Origin of the sequence: Natronorubrum sp. A-ect3, assembly GCF_041821125.1 — an archaeon.
Taxonomy (GTDB): Archaea; Halobacteriota; Halobacteria; order Halobacteriales; family Natrialbaceae; genus Natronorubrum; species Natronorubrum bangense.
Map to the genome: position 1 here is coordinate 189,671 of NZ_JBGUBB010000002.1, position 15,132 is coordinate 204,802.

A 15,132-nucleotide genomic window follows, 5' to 3' on the forward strand; every position below is an offset into this window, starting at 1 on the left:
ATATGCTCGGCGACCACTTCACTCTTGGCTGTAACTGATAACAATTACATTCTCGAGGTGGTCATAGTGGATTCGGTTGCTTCGAGTCGCTCGAAAAACTGTCACGCAACGCCGGCGAGACGGCACAGCCCGTTCTTATCTCGATGCTGGCTCTGCGTCGCCGATCGAATCCGGCACTGGAGTGGCTGTCGAGACTGCCTCAGGGTCGACGTCGTCGGCGGCTCTCGCCTCGGGCAGTTCGTAGCCGCTCTCGGTATCATAGCGCTCGAGATGCGCGTTCAACTCCCCGGCGTGTTCGGTGAGGACAGTCGCGCTGTGGGCGACGTGTGAGAGCGCATCGGCCTGTGCGGACGCACGGCGGGCCGCTCTGGCTGATGTCGTCGCGGTCTCGTTGCTCGTCTCGGCAGCAGTTTCGACCAGCACAACGACCTCTTCGGTCGCGGCCGCCTGCTGTTGGGTCGCCGCAGAGATCTCTTGGACGCCGTTGTTCGTCTGCTCGGCGAGGCTGGCAATTTCCTCGAGTGCGCTTGCGGCGTTTTCGACGTCGTCGGTGCTCTCCTCGATCCGTTCGCGGCTGGTTCGGACCTCCTCGGCCGCCGACATCGCTCGTCCTCTGAGCGTCTCGAGGCGTTCCTCGACCGATTTGACCGAGTCGTAGACCTCTTCGGAAAGGTTCTGAATCTCGTCAGCGACAGCACTGAATCCCTGCTCGCCGCTGTCGATCGATCGCGAGGCTTCGATGTTGGCGTTCAACGCCAGCATGTTCGTCTGCTCGGCGATATCACTGATCGAATCGACGAGATCGTCGATCTGCTCTGCTTCAGCTTCCAGTCGCTCGATCTCCTCGAGCGTCCGTTTGGTCTCCGCATCGATCACGTCCATCCCGTTGATCGCGTCGCTTGCGGCTTGACTTCCCTCTTGGCCGGCTCGTGCGGTTCGGTCTGCCGTATCAGCGACTTCTGAGGCCGTCGCGGCGATCTCTTCGATCGTCGTCGAGAACGACTCCATCTCCGCGGCGACGGTCTGAAGCTGTTCGTGTTGCTCCTCGTTGTCTTCGACGACCGCAGTCAACGCCTCGCTCGTGCGGTCGCCCTCTTCGCGGACCGTCTCCATGCTCGTGTTCAGCTCGTGGCTGTAGGTGACGACCTCGCCGGAGAACGATTTCAGTGTCGCGAACGTCTCCTCGATTTCGGCAATCATCTCGTTCGAGTTGCCTGCCAGTTCGTCGACCACGTCGTGGCTTCCGGGGTGATCGAACCGCTGGGTGAGATTTCCGTCGGCGATCGACCGTGTCGTCTCCGCGTGTGTTTCGACCATCTGCTCGAGGTTCGTCAGCGACTGATCCGTTTGTTCGCTCGCTGCCAGCTGATCCCGAATCGACGCGAGTGATGCCTCGAGAGCGGCGCTGTCACCGTCGCCGTCGGTCTGAAACGAGACGTCGTACGTCCCGTCCTCGAGCGTGGCTGTTCGATCGGTGATGTCGGCGATCGTCTCGCGAAGCTCATCGCGCTGGCGCGGTGCGGTTCGGGCATCCGAGACTGCAGCGATGAGCATGGCCGTTGCGCCAGTGGCAACGACGCCGACAGCTCCAACACCGAGTAGCTCCGGCGTCAGATCGCCGAGGGCGACGGCGGCGAGGGCGACGGCGGCGACGCCGACGAGCATGATCGTGATGGCAAAGCCAAACGGCCGGTTCGACTGCAGCGCGTTCGGAAGCGCTGATGAACTGGTCGCCGGTGTGGTGTCAGTCATCGTTGCCTCCAGTTGGTGTGTCAGCCGTCGATTCGAACTCGAACTCGGCCGTTGTGTCGGCGTCGAGCGCGGCCGTGTCGGTCGCGGTCCGTCGAATATCGAACCGACAGGCGTCGTCGCCGTCGTGCATACACGTCTGTTCTTCGTAAACCAGGTTCTCGTCGAAGTGGTCTGCGACGCCCTCGATCGCGCCGCGAGCGATGTCACACAGCTTTCGGTCCGAGTCGTACGTGATCTTCACCTGGTTTTCGTCGATCCGTTCAGACCGAATCCGAGGTGTCGTCAGCGTCGTCAGATCCCGTGTCCGCAACGACGTGTGAAACTGCTGGATGTTCGCGATGAGTTCCAGTCCATCCCACTCGTCGTCGATGTGGAGATCGTAGGTCTCGAGCAGCGACGGGACGACCCACTTTCCGTACTGGGCCAGAATCGTCCGCGGGCTCTGGTCGGTGAGTTCCCCAGCCGTGTGCACGAGTTCGTAGACGTCGCGGTCTGGATAGACCGTTACCGGAACGTAGACTTTCTCCTCGAGGTCGGCCTCTCGCTGAATCGACAGCCAGGCGTCCTCGCCGTAGGTGTCGACGACGAACGCTTGCAGTGTTTTCAGAATTATACCGTGCATGCAGCTGCCCTCCTGTTGGCTCGCCAGTCGTTCACCGAAAATGATCTATCAATCATTATGATATCTGCCGGCTATTTCTGTCACTCCATCTTAGCTGTTTTCCCACTAACCCGTTGACAGTGACCTCACCGACCGGCTGTCGACTCGAGGGCGGCGTCGAGAATCGACTCGAGCGTTGCTCGCGCTTCCTGCTGAAGCGCCTGGAGCGGGCGGCGCGGCTCGCCGACGTCCTGGCCGCGCAGTTCGAGGGCTGCTTTGACGCCAGCAACGCCGTAGGTACCTGTCACGGCACGATTGAGTTCGACGAGGGCTGTATTCTGTGCTCGAGCTGCGTCGAGTCGCCCCTCCTCGTGGGCGCGGTAGATTGCACTGGCCCGTTCGGGAGCGACGTTTGCCAGCGCGAGCACGCCACCGTCGGCGCCGACTGCAAGCCCCGACGCATACGTACTTCCGCTGCCGACGAGCACCGAAAACGCCTCGTCTTCAGTCAGCGTGACGAGTCGCTGGACTGACTCGAGGCTCCCGCTCGAGTCTTTGATCCCTGCGATGTTGTCGTGTGTGGCCAGCGAGCCAGCGGTCTGTGGCGAGAGCGTGTGATCGGTGAACTTCGGCACGCTGTATAGCACGATCGGAATCGGCGACTCGTCGGCGAGATCCCGATAGTATGACTCGAGCGCCGCGTCGTCCGATCCGTAGTACGATGGTGTGACGACAAGTGCTGCATCTGCACCTGCCTCGGCAGCGCGTTCGGTCGTGTCGAGGGTTGGCTCGTACCCCTCATGACCCGTTCCCGCGAGAACAGGGAGCTCGGTCGTCTCAGCGACGGTTTCGATGACATGTCTGCGTTCGTCGGCCGTCAGCAGCGGTGCTTCACCAGTCGAGCCACAGGGGACCAGGAAATCGACCCCGTTCGTCTCGAGCCAGTCGGCAACCATCGCGAGTCGGTCGTGATCGATCGCTCCAGCATCGTCAAACGGGGTCACAAGCGGAACGCCAGTGCCGTACATGAGTGAAACCCTCACAATGGTTCCTAAAGGATACTTCGGTTCATCGCTTGACGGCGATCCAGCCGCGTACGACCGGCCAGTCGGTCTGTCTCGTGGATCACCATCGCTAAGGTTACCCGGCTAAACCTGTCGACTGTGAGTGATCTCGGTAAAATCGATCGTTCGTTCTTCGAGCGCCACGTCGCGCCGAATCTCGGCGCAGCGCGCAGTGACGTCGCCGTCGGGCCGCAACACGGCGTCGACTTCGGCGTCATTGATATCGGCGGACAGGCACTGGTGACCGCGACCGATCCCGTCTCGATCCTGCCGGCACTTGGCTTCGAGCGGGCGGCCCGTTTCGCTCTCGATCTCATTCTCGCGGATGTGGCCGTCAGCGGGATTGCGCCGTCGCATCTCTCGATCTGTTTTACGCTCCCCGAAACGATGACCGACGACGAGTTCGCGACGGTCTGGGAGACGATCCACGCGGAGTGTGCCGATCTCGGTGTCGCCGTTGTCACGGGCCACACCGCCCGGTATTCGGACCCCTCTCATCCGTGGGTCGGCGCAGCGACCGCGATGGGCGTCGGCGACCACGACGCAATCGTCCGCCCTGATGGTGCACGTGAGGGTGATCGACTGCTCCTGACGACCGGGCCCGCCGTCGAGTCCGTTGGGCTCCTGAGCACCCTCTTTGGCGACCAACTCGAGCTCCCTGCCGACGTCGTCGCCGACGCACAGGCCCGACTCGAGGAGGTCTACTGCGTTCGTGATGCGCTCACTGCAGCCGCGGCTGGTCCCGTCAGGGCGATGCACGACGTGACCGAGGGTGGCCTCGCTGGCGCACTCAACGAGATGGCCGCCGGCGCGGACGCTCGGTTCACGATCGACCGTGACGCCGTCCCCATGCGCCCCGGCGTGCAGGCGGTGTGTGACACCCTCGAGATCGATCCGTGGGCGGCGACCAGCAGCGGTTCACTGTTGCTCGCTGTCGATTCCGACGGTGTCGACGCTGTCTGCGCAGCGCTCGAGGACCGCGACACCGTGGTCGCCGAGATCGGGCGCGTCGAGTCCGGTTCGGGCGTGGTCGTCGACGGCGAGGCACTCGAGCATCCGGACGTCGATCCGTCGTGGGACGCCTACGCCGAACTGGCCGACGCAGCTGATGAGTGACAGCGTCCGGCTTCGCCGACGGCTACTCGCCGGCTTTCCACTCCTCGATGAGCTCGGATGCGGTCGTGCGGTCGGCGTTGTAGACCCGCGCTAAGTAGTCGAGACCGTCCTCGTACTCGTCTTCCGTGAACGCGTCCGTGCAATCCTCAGGGACGACGATCTCGTAGCCGTTGAAAAACCCGGTCGCGGACGTGTGGCGGACACACATGTTCGTATGGAGGCCGGTCATCACGAGCCGATCGACGCCGAGACTGCGGAGATGCTGGTCGAGCCCCGTCTCGAAGAACGCATCGTAGAAGCGCTTCTCGAAGACGTGGTCGCCGGCTTCGGGCTCGAGGTCGTCGATCACCTCGGCTCCCTCCGTCCCGCGCATCGCGTGTTCGCCCCAGACCTCGAGTTCGAAGTCCTCCGGCCGATGCGCGTCATTGGCGTAGACGATCGGGACGTCGTGTTCGCGCGCCGCCGGCAGCAACTCATCACGGAGCGTCGGAATGATGTTCTCGGCGCGGTCGGCGGCGATTTCGCCGGTCACGAAGTCGTTCAACATGTCTAAAACAATGATCGCGTCACCCATACACGGCCGTTGGCTGAATCGAGCTAAAGCGCTTGGGGGTAACCAGAACTGCTTCTAACCCTGAAATTCGGGTGATCTGGGAACTGTTTTACCACTGTCTTTTGAAATCCGCTCGTGACAACTGACACGAGTGACGACCTCATCGCACGACCGTTGTGCGATGGGCGTGTCAACCGTTCCAGTTGGTCCGCATGGGTCCTTCCGACAGCGACTTCCAGTGTTTTAACCGCTATCTCCCCGAACGAGGATCCGTGAACGCCATCGAGCGGTATCAGACCCTCGTTATTCTTCTCGCGATCATCGGTGGCATCCTCGCCGGACAGATTGCTGGAGTCCCTGCCGTCGCCGAACGACTGATCCTCCCGTTTCTGCTGGTTATGCTACTGGGGGCCTTTCTTCAGATCCCGCTGCGTCAGCTTCGTGGCGCGTTCCGGAATCGGCGCGTCGTCGGTCTGAGTGTCCTGGTTAACTTCATCTGGAACCCGTTGTTCGCCGTCGGCCTCGGCTTCGTCTTTCTCCGTGATCACCCGGCGTTGTGGGTCGGTCTGATCATGCTCATGGTGACGCCGTGTACCGACTGGTATCTCATTTTCACCGACATCGCAGACGGTGATGTCCCACTCGCGACATCGTTGCTCCCGTACAACCTTCTTCTCCAACTGATTCTCCTGCCAGTGTATCTCTATCTGTTCGCCGGTGAACTCGTCGCGCTGCCGGTTGTGACCTTGCTCGAAAGCGTCGTGCTTGTCCTCGTCACCCCGCTCGTGTTGGCTGCAGTTGGCCGTGTGACCCTTCCGAAACTACTGGGCGATACCTACTTCACCCGCACGCTCTTGCCAGCACTCGGACCGCTACAGATACTCTTTCTCGCACTTGCAATCGCGGCGATGTTCGCCTCGCAGGGAACTGTTATCCTCGACAACCCCGGTCTGCTGGGGCTCCTTGCGATCCCCGTTCTCGTCTTCTATCTCGTCAATTTCGTCCTCGGGTTGGGGATCGGGCGTCTCGCTGACTTCAGCTACGAGGAAGTCGTCTGCTTCAATTGTACGATTCTCTCACGAAACTCGCCGACGGCACTCGCAATCGCGGTCGTCGCATTTCCACACGAACCACTCATTCCACTGGCGTTAGTGATCGGGCCACTGCTTGAACTGCCGCTACTCAGCGTCGTCTCGCAACTGCTTTTGGGACTTCGAGAGCGAGATCTCTGGCGTGTACCGCAGACGAGCGAGCCGGAGTAGTCTCGCTATGAGTTTGAGTGGATACCGGCATCAACGAGCGGTGATGGTGACTCTCCAACTCGCCGACCATCACCGCTTAGTATAACCGCGGAATATATCTCTGCATGAGAACGCCCGCACCCGACAGCCGACCCGTTGCGCTGACGATCGCCGGCAGCGACTCCGGTGGTGGCGCGGGGATTCAGGCCGACCTCAAGACGATGGCCGCCCACGACGTCTTCGGAACGTCCGCGATCACCGCTGTTACCGCCCAGCACACCCGTGGCGTCGAGTCCTCACATGTCCTCCCACTCGAAGAGATCGAGGCCCAACTCGAGGCTGTCACGGACGATTTCGACGTCGGCGCAGCGAAGACGGGGATGCTCGCGACGACTGAGATCGTCGAAACGGTCGCCGACCACGCCACAGCGTTCGAGTTCCCGCTGGTCGTCGACCCCGTGATGGTTGCGACCACTGGTGACCGGCTGCTCGAGCCCGAAGCCGAACACGCCTACGAGAGCCTGCTGGGGGAGGCGACGCTTGCGACGCCAAACACTGACGAAGCCGCGGTTCTGACCGGGATCGACGTCACCGACGAGGCGACGGCTCGCGAGGCGGGTGAGACGATCCTCGAGACGGGCGTCGATGCGGTGTTGCTCAAAGGCGGCCACGTCCCTGGCGAGACGGTTCGTGACCTGCTCGTCACCGACGATGGGACCCGAACGTTCGAGCACCCGCGAATCGACACCGACGCGACCCACGGCTCCGGCTGTACGCTTGCCGCCGCGATCGCGGCCCGGTTGGCGACCGGTGAGTCGCTCGAGGTCGCCGTCGAAGGAGCCACCGAGTTCCTCGCCCGCGCAGTGCGGTACTACGCCGACGTCGGAGAAGGCCCAGGCGCGGTCAACCACACGGTCGCACTGCGGAACGCGGCCCACCGAGAACCCACAGCCGAAGCGGTGCAGGTGATCGTGGACCAACTCGTCGATGCCGACGTCTCCGCACTCGTTCCCGAAGTCGGGATGAACGTCGTCGGCGCGACACCCTACGCCGAGTCCATCATCGAGACGGCTGGCGTTGAGGGTCGCATTACCCGGACGCTGTCGGGCATCCAGCCCAATCGTGGGGTTCGATTCGGCGCCTCGAGCCATGTCGCTCGATTCCTGCTGTCGGCTCGTGAGTTCGTTCCCGACCTCCGATTCGCGGTCAACTGTCGCTTTGGCCCGGATGTCGAAGACGCTCTCGAGGCCCTCGAGTGGCCGGTCGCCGAGTACGACCGAGAGACGGAGCCGACGGACGTCAAAACCACAGAGGGGAGTACGATGGGCTGGGGCGCACGCCAGGTTTTCGAGGGCTGTACGGAGCCACCGGTTGCCATCATTGATCGCGGCGATGTCGGGAAGGAAGCGATGACGAAACTCGTTGCGAGCGATCACGAGACGCTCGCCGAGCGTGTGCTGGCGCTCGACCGTGAGGTGACCGAATGACCGCTTCCGAGGCCAGAGACGGGACCGCAGCCGACCTCGACGTTGGCGTTATCCTCCCCCAGTACGGCACCGCCTTCGAGACGGTTCGGAAGACGGCCCTCGAGGCCGAGTCGCTGGGGTACGATGCGCTCTGGCTCGAGGACCACTTCCAGTCGTGGATCGGCGACCCGCGGCGAAACACCTACGAATGCTGGACGACGCTCAGTGCCGTCGCCGAGGCAACCGATCGAATCCGACTCGGGACACTCGTCACGAGCCAGTCCTATCGCCATCCCGCGCTGCTGGCGAAGATGGCGGCCACAGTCGACCACGTAAGCGACGGGCGACTCGAACTCGGCCTCGGCGCGGGCTGGTACGAATCCGAGTACGACCGCTTTGGCTACGAGTTCCGGGAGCCGCCGGCCAAACGACTCCGCCGACTCGCCGAGACGGTCGAAATCCTGCAGGGACTGTGGACGAACGACACCTACAGCCACGAGGGGCGACATCTCGAGGTCGACCTCGAGGACGCCTTCTGTGAGCCCCAGCCCGTCCAGGAGCCCCACCCCCCAATCTGGATCGGCGGTGGCGGTGAGCAGTTCACGCTCCGATATACGGCCGCGCTGGCCGACGGCTGGAACTACGGGACGCTCGAGTCCGAGGGGTTCGCCGGGAAACTCGACGTGCTCCGCGAGTACTGCGAAAGCGAGGCGCGCTACGACGAGATTCGCAAATCAGCCGAGCTGTTCGTCTTCGTCGGCGAGACGACCGCCGAGGCCGAGAAAAAGCGCGAGCAGTTCAAACGAGAGGTTCTCCCCGACGAACCCAGCGAGCCACGCGAGTTCTTCCTCGGGGGTTATCTCGAGACGGCACCGACGGGGACCCCCGAGGCGGTTCGCGAGCGACTCGACGCGTACGCGGCCGTCGGTATCGAGACCGTCATGCTCGCAATACCGAACGCAGCCGACGACGCGGACGACAGTTTGGCGCTGCTGGCCGACGAACTGCTCGCGTGAGGTGGGCCGCGGGTCGTCTTCCGTCGGGATGCCGGAACGGGAAGGCTCATTTTCGTGGCACACAGTGCCATGACGCATGGTCGAGAATCCTTTCGAGACAGAGATCCGTGTCGGCAGGGTACTGGAGGCGAAATCGTTCCCCGAGGCGAACAAACCCAAGATGACCAAGCTCTGGATCGACCTCGGTGAGGACCACGGCGAGGTCCAGTCGGCGGGACAGTTGGACCACCATTACGAGCCCGAGGAACTCGAGGGCAGACAGGTGCTCTGTGCGACGACGCTCGGCTCGGTCCGGATCGCCGGTTTCAAATCCGAGGTGTTGACCGTCGGCGTTCCCGACGAGGAGGGGTATCCGGTCCTCGTCGAACCGGAGACGGACGTGCCCCTCGGTGGAGTCCTGTTCTGATCGCCGCCGATGGCGGCGACCCGTTTCCACCCGCCTGTAGTCAGCAGTAACAATATACGTCCGGCGTGAATCACGGCCAGTATGGGTGATACGTCGCCGTCGTCCGACGGGACCAACATCGAAGGCGAGTCGCCGCAGGTCGAGCCGACGGTCGAAACGGATGAGGCGACGATCACTGACGACGCTGAACTCGAGCGAACGATCGGGCTCACTGGCGGACTCGCGATCGGAATCGGGACGATGATCGGTGCCGGAATCTTCGTCTTTCCCGGGCTCGCGGCGGGCAACGCCGGCCCAGCCGCCTCGCTGTCGTTTGCGATCGGAGCCGTCGTCGCCCTGCTGGTTGCGTTACCGGCTTCGGAACTCGCGACGGCGATGCCAAAAAGCGGCGGTGGCTACTACTTCATTTCGCGCGGGCTGGGCACGCTCGCGGGAGCCGTCGTCGGGCTCTCGCTGTGGTTCGGGCTGGTGTTCGCGACGGCGTTCTATCTCGTCGGCTTCGGCTTCTACGCCGTCGATACGCTCGCCGAACTCGGGATCACAGTCGGTAACGAGCTCGTGATCCCAATCGCGGTGCTGTTCGGCGCGGGGTTTACCGTTTTGAACGTGACGGGGACGGAAAACGCGGCGAAGCTCCAGAACGGGATCGTCGCCCTGTTGCTCTCGATTCTGGTCGTCTTCCTCGGCTATGGCGGCCTCGATGCGGCGGGAATCGTTGGCGAGCCATCTGCTCCCGAGCAGTTCGCGCCGTTCGGGACGATGCCCATCCTGACGACGGCAGCGCTCGTGTTCACGTCGTATCTCGGCTTCGCGCAGGTGGCGACCGTCGCCGGCGAGATGAAAGACCCTGGACGGAACCTCCCGCTGGCGATGGTCGGCTCGGTGCTGATAGTCGGCGTGCTCTACGTGGTGACGATCTTCGTCGCGACGAGCGCGCTCGGCAGCGAACGCCTCGCAGGGCTCGGCGAGACGGCGATGGTCGAGGTCGGCCGCCACTATCTCGGTGCAGCCGGCGCGTTCGCGATCGTCTTCGGCGGCCTGCTCGCAACGATGTCGAGTGCTAACGCCTCCATCTTAAGTACGTCTCGGTCGATCTACGCCGTCTCGAGAGACGCCCTGCTGCCAAAACGGGCGAGCCGGATCAACCTTCGGTACGGCACACCACACGTCGCGCTGGGGATGGCTGGCGGGCCGATCCTCGTGCTGACGGCGACCGGGCAGGTGGAACTGCTCGCCGAAGTCGCCTCTTTCCTGCATCTCATCATGTACGGGCTCATCTGTGTCGCGCTGATCGCGCTGCGTCGCAACGAGCCCGACTGGTACGATCCCGACTTTCGGGTGCCGGGCTACCCCATCGTCCCGGCACTCGGGGCGCTCGCTAGCTTCGCCCTGATCGGGTTCATGCAGCCCGCCTCACAGCTCATCGGCGTCGCTATCATGATCGTCACCGCCGGGTGGTATTTCTACTATGCCCGAGACGTGACGCTCAAGGGGAAACTGTAATGACACGCATACTCGTTCCACTGGCGATCCTCGAGGGTGAATCGGTCTCGGCCGGGCTCACGACGTTGCTTGAGCCGATGCACGTGACTGTACTCGGCTATCACGTCCTGCCAGAGCAGACGCCACCGGATCAGGCACGGCTGCAGTACGAAGAGCGGGCGACCGACGCCCTCGAGGACCTCGCAGCCGAGTTCGGGGCCGACGAGGGCACCGCCGACTATCGCCTCGTCTTCACACACGATCGAAAGCAGACGTTCGATCGGGTCGCTGCGGAGACGGCGTCGGACGTCTACGCCATCCCGGGTGCGACTGGCCCGGTCGAGAACCTCCTCGTAGCGCTGACCGGCGACGTCGCCGTCGAACGGATCGTCTCGTTCGTCACCGAACTGGTTGGCGGCCGCGATATCGGTGTCACGCTCTTTCTCGCAACCGACGACGAACACGCCGGTCGGGAGGCTCTCGAGGCGGCCGCCGTGACTCTCTTCGACGAGGGACTCCACGTTCGGACCGAACTCGCGGTCGACGAACCACCACTCGAGGCACTCGTCGACGCCGCCACCGGCCACGACGCGATCGTCATGGGCGAACAGGCCCCGTCGCTTCGCTCGCTCATCTTCGGCGAGGAGACCGAACGCGTTGCCGCCGAGTCGATCGGCCCGGTGCTCGTCGTCCGAAATATCGAGGATGCTGACGAGTCGGTCGAAGCCGCCGAGCGCCCGTCTCCGTCCGACGTCACCGACGACTCCTGACTGACGTCGCAGACATCCCTGCGCTGTCGGTCATCATGAGTCACCGGGACGGTGGCTCGAGCGCGCTCATGACTCGTTGTCAGGGCTCTCCGTTTCGTCGGCTGTCGCCCCATCTCTGCCCGCGTCGTCGTCGATCGGGAGCTCAGTATCGTCGACCGTGAGCTCGGTGTTGTCGGCCTCGAGATACTCACCACGAATCACCAGCACTGGATTGACCGTCCCCTTGGCAAGCGTTTTGGCCCGATCTCTGAAAATGAACCGGCGAATCGATGGCCGACTCTCGCCGACGACGAGCAGATCGTAATCGCGTGTGGCATCGAGAATCGCCGTCGTCGGTGAGCCGTCGACCATGAGCGAGCTGTCGATCCGGTCGCGGTCGACGCCGGTGTCGGCCAGCGCGTCAACGGCGGCATCGAGGAGTTCGGTGCCACGCTCACGATCCGTCTCGTCGGCGACGACGTGGAAGAACGTCACCGTGAGCTCGGTGCCAGCAAGCAGCGTCTCGAGATGCATCGCAATGTGGTCGAGGTTGACCTCGCCGCGGATCGCGACGAGTACCGACTCGAGCACGGGCGCGGGATTGAGCAGCAAGACCGCATCACACGACGCTTCGACCGCGATGCGTTCGAACGTCTGCAGGCGATCGTGGGTAAAGACGAGTCGGGAGGTGACGTCGAGACAGCCGGCGTCTTCGAACGCGGTGTGGAGTTTCTCGAGTCCGGCTCGAGCGCGCGCGCCGTACTGGTCACGGGCATGATCCGTCCCAGTCTGGTCGGGCAGTTCGCGATACCCGAGCAAGACGATCGGGACCGATGCGAACGCATCGATGACTGTCGTGGGAACGGATTCGCCACCGAGGACATCAACCGGGATGAGCACGCGATGGTCGCGGGGAGCAGCCATTATCGGATACGATTCTCTAGGACAGCGAGCGTAATAGTCCTCTGTAGCGATGTTGATGACTGTCATCGTGGCCGATCACACGGATCCCGCAGGGTTTTAGCGATGGAAGGACAGTCACCGGGTATGACAGAGGCGACGGGGATCGTCGGGGAGTTCTTTTCGATCAAAGAGTCCACCGACGCCGACCTGCTGGCGATGCAGTGTGGTGACTTCTACGAGTTCTTTGGCGAGGACGCCGAGACCGTCAGCGACGAACTCGATCTCAAGGTATCTCAGAAGTCTTCCCATGGCTCGTCGTACCCGATGGCCGGCGTTCCACTCGCCGATCTCACGCCGTATCTCAAGGCGCTGGTCGAACGCGGCTACCGCGTCGCCGTCGCCGACCAGTACGAAACTGACTCCGGCCACGCACGCGAGATCGTCCGCGTCGTCACGCCCGGAACGCTCCTCGAGACGACCGACGCCGACGCACAGTATCTCGCTGCAGTAGTCGACGGCAGTGGCTCGGACGCCTACGGGCTCGCCGTTGCCGACGTGACCACCGGCCGGTTTCTCGTCACGGAGGCCGACGACGCCGACGACGCGCTGACGGAACTGTACCGATTCGACCCTGTCGAGGTGTTGCCCGGCCCGGAGACGCGAACCGACGACGACCTGCTGGGGCTGATTCGCGAGCGTATCGACGCGGCGCTGACACTCCACGAGACGGAGAGCTTCGCCCCGAAACGCGCGACTCACACCGTCCGCGAGCAGTTTGGCCGGGAGACAGTCGATCGCCTCTCGGTCGGCGAGCCAACGCTTTCAGCCGCCGGAGCGATTCTCGACTACGTCGAGGAGACCGGCACGGGTGTCCTCGCCTCCATGACTCGCATTCAGGCCCATCACGGCGACGACCACGTCACCCTCGATGCGACGACCCAGCGCAACCTCGAGTTGACCGAAACGATGCAAGGCGACAGCGACGGCTCGCTGTTCGAGACGGTCGACCACACCGAAACCAGCGCCGGCGGCCGCCGCCTGAAAGAGTGGCTGCAGCGACCTCGCCGTTCGCTTTCGGTCCTCGAGCGACGCCAGGAGAGCGTCGCGGCACTGGCGTCGGCTCCCCTCGCCCGCGACCAGATTCAGGACGTACTAAGCGAGGCGTACGATCTGGCCCGGTTGGCGTCGAAAGCGACCCACGGCAGCGCGGATGCGCGGGATTTCCTCTCGGTCCGGGACACGCTCGCCGTTCTCCCTGCGCTTGCAGACGCCATCGACTCGAGTCCCGACCTCGCGGCCTCGCCGCTCGCCGAAATCGTTGATCGACCCGACCGCGATGTCGCGCGGGAGTTACAGGAGTCACTCGCGACCGCAATCGCCGAGGAGCCACCGTCGACGGTGACACAGGGCGGGCTGTTCCAGTACGGGTACGACGAGGAACTCGACGAGCTCATCGAGCGCCACGAAGCGGTCATCGAGTGGCTCGAGACGCTTGCAGACCGCGAAAAACAAGCCCACGGCCTCTCTCACGTCACGGTCGACCGCAACAAAACCGACGGCTACTACATCCAGGTCGGCAAGTCCGCCGCCGACGGCGTCCCCGACCACTACGAGCAGATCAAGACGCTGAAAAACTCGAAACGGTTCACAACCGACGAACTCGAGGACAAAGAACGCGAGATCCTGCGCCTCGAGGAACGACGCGGCGACCTCGAGTACGAACTCTTCGAGGACCTCCGTGAGGAGGTCGCCGCCCACGCCGAACTGCTCCAGGACGTCGGCCGAACGCTCGCGACCGTCGACGCCCTCGCCAGTTTGGCGACCCACGCGGCCGAAAACCGGTGGGTCCAGCCCGACCTGCACGGTGGGGATCGCCTCGAGATCGACCAGGGTCGCCACCCGGTCGTCGAGCAGACGACGGAGTTCGTTCCGAACGACGTCCGCTTAGACGAAGAACGGGGTTTTCTGGTCGTCACCGGCCCCAACATGTCCGGGAAGTCGACGTACATGCGCCAGGTGGCCTGTATCGTCCTGCTCGCACAGGTCGGGAGTTTCGTCCCCGCCAAGGACGCCGATATCGGCCTCGTCGACGGGATCTTCACCCGGGTGGGCGCACTCGACGAGCTCGCACAGGGTCGCTCGACGTTCATGGTCGAGATGAGCGAACTCTCGAACATCCTCCACACGGCGACCGAGGAGTCACTGGTCATCTTAGACGAGGTCGGCCGTGGCACCGCGACCTACGACGGCATCTCGATCGCGTGGGCCGCCACGGAGTATCTCCACAACGAAGTGCAGGCGAAGACGCTGTTCGCGACTCACTACCACGAACTGACCGGCCTCGCCGAGAACCTGCCTCGCGTCGCCAACGTCCATATCGCCGCGGACGAACGCGACGGCGACGTCACCTTCCTTCGCACAGTGCGGGACGGCCCGACCGACCGCTCCTATGGCATTCACGTTGCCGACCTCGCCGGCGTGCCCGAACCCGTCGTCGATCGCTCGAGGGTCGTGTTAGAACGCCTGCGCGAGGAGAAAGCCATCGAAGCGAAAGGCGGAACCTCGAGCGAACCCGTCCAGGCGGTGTTCGACGTCTCGAGCGGCCAGTTCCGCGGCCCGGCTAACACTGATGGTGGCGAGTCAGGCGAGGACGGCGAGTCGATCGATCCCGAGACGAAGGCAGTGCTCGAGGATCTCGAGGGAATCGACGTGAACACGACGCCGCCAGTCGAGTTGATCGCGAAAGTCCAGGAGTGGCAAGCGCAGTTAGAGGAGTAACGCTG

The 15,132-nt window shown here is 63.5% G+C and carries 13 protein-coding genes; 8 read left to right on the forward strand and 5 right to left on the reverse strand.

Annotation, left to right across the window (positions count from 1 at the left end; translation table 11 throughout):
* Positions 1-135: 135 nt before the first annotated feature.
* The 3 genes from ACERJA_RS07570 to ACERJA_RS07580 form a co-directional block, all read right to left on the reverse strand.
* Positions 136-1,752 (reverse strand): methyl-accepting chemotaxis protein, encoded by a 1,617-nt coding sequence (locus tag ACERJA_RS07570; RefSeq protein ID WP_373607635.1) that lies wholly within the window; start codon positions 1,750-1,752, stop codon positions 136-138.
* Positions 1,745-2,374: a heme NO-binding domain-containing protein gene (locus ACERJA_RS07575; protein ID WP_373607636.1), complete on the reverse strand. Its 630-nt coding sequence runs from the start codon at positions 2,372-2,374 to the stop codon at positions 1,745-1,747. The genes ACERJA_RS07570 and ACERJA_RS07575 overlap by 8 nt, the downstream gene beginning before the upstream one ends.
* A gap of 125 nt (positions 2,375-2,499) precedes the next feature.
* Positions 2,500-3,381 (reverse strand): dihydrodipicolinate synthase family protein, encoded by an 882-nt coding sequence (locus ACERJA_RS07580; protein ID WP_373607637.1) that lies wholly within the window; start codon positions 3,379-3,381, stop codon positions 2,500-2,502.
* A gap of 135 nt (positions 3,382-3,516) precedes the next feature.
* Between ACERJA_RS07580 and ACERJA_RS07585 the strand changes: the two genes are divergently transcribed.
* On the forward strand, positions 3,517-4,533 hold the full coding sequence (locus ACERJA_RS07585) for an AIR synthase-related protein (protein ID WP_373607638.1): 1,017 nt from the start codon (positions 3,517-3,519) through the stop codon (positions 4,531-4,533).
* Positions 4,534-4,555: 22 nt separating this feature from the next.
* On the opposite strand, the gene ACERJA_RS07590 is transcribed toward ACERJA_RS07585, so the two are convergent.
* Positions 4,556-5,107, reverse strand: a complete 552-nt coding sequence (locus tag ACERJA_RS07590; protein WP_373607639.1) for a cysteine hydrolase family protein — start codon at positions 5,105-5,107, stop codon at positions 4,556-4,558.
* 251 nt (positions 5,108-5,358) lie between these two features.
* Here ACERJA_RS07590 and ACERJA_RS07595 point away from each other — a divergent pair, with 251 nt between their 5' ends.
* The 6 genes from ACERJA_RS07595 (at position 5,359) to ACERJA_RS07620 (ending at position 11,467) form a co-directional block, all read left to right on the forward strand.
* Positions 5,359-6,348 (forward strand): arsenic resistance protein, encoded by a 990-nt coding sequence (locus tag ACERJA_RS07595; protein WP_373608457.1) that lies wholly within the window; start codon positions 5,359-5,361, stop codon positions 6,346-6,348.
* A gap of 104 nt (positions 6,349-6,452) precedes the next feature.
* Positions 6,453-7,814 carry a bifunctional hydroxymethylpyrimidine kinase/phosphomethylpyrimidine kinase gene (thiD, locus tag ACERJA_RS07600; RefSeq protein ID WP_373607640.1) on the forward strand — a complete coding sequence of 454 codons (1,362 nt, stop codon included), beginning with the start codon at positions 6,453-6,455 and terminating at the stop codon, positions 7,812-7,814.
* The gene (locus ACERJA_RS07605; protein ID WP_373607641.1) at positions 7,811-8,809 is read left to right on the forward strand and encodes a TIGR03560 family F420-dependent LLM class oxidoreductase; all 999 of its coding nucleotides are present in this window, start codon (positions 7,811-7,813) and stop codon (positions 8,807-8,809) included. The genes thiD and ACERJA_RS07605 overlap by 4 nt, the downstream gene beginning before the upstream one ends.
* Positions 8,810-8,885: 76 nt before the next feature.
* Complete coding sequence (locus ACERJA_RS07610; protein ID WP_373607642.1) at positions 8,886-9,215, forward strand: tRNA-binding protein; 330 nt, start codon at positions 8,886-8,888, stop codon at positions 9,213-9,215.
* 81 nt (positions 9,216-9,296) lie between these two features.
* Entirely contained in the window at positions 9,297-10,718 is a 1,422-nt protein-coding gene (locus ACERJA_RS07615; RefSeq protein WP_373607643.1) for an APC family permease, read from the forward strand.
* The gene (locus ACERJA_RS07620) at positions 10,718-11,467 is read left to right on the forward strand and encodes a universal stress protein (RefSeq protein WP_373607644.1); all 750 of its coding nucleotides are present in this window, start codon (positions 10,718-10,720) and stop codon (positions 11,465-11,467) included. Before ACERJA_RS07615 ends, ACERJA_RS07620 begins: the two co-directional genes overlap by 1 nt.
* Before the next feature lie 66 nt (positions 11,468-11,533).
* On the opposite strand, the gene ACERJA_RS07625 is transcribed toward ACERJA_RS07620, so the two are convergent.
* A complete protein-coding gene (locus ACERJA_RS07625; protein ID WP_373607645.1) occupies positions 11,534-12,370 on the reverse strand; it encodes a universal stress protein in 837 nt (278 codons plus the stop codon).
* Positions 12,371-12,493: 123 nt separating this feature from the next.
* Between ACERJA_RS07625 and mutS the strand changes: the two genes are divergently transcribed.
* Positions 12,494-15,127 (forward strand): DNA mismatch repair protein MutS, encoded by a 2,634-nt coding sequence (mutS, locus tag ACERJA_RS07630; protein WP_373607646.1) that lies wholly within the window; start codon positions 12,494-12,496, stop codon positions 15,125-15,127.
* Positions 15,128-15,132 lie beyond the last annotated feature (5 nt).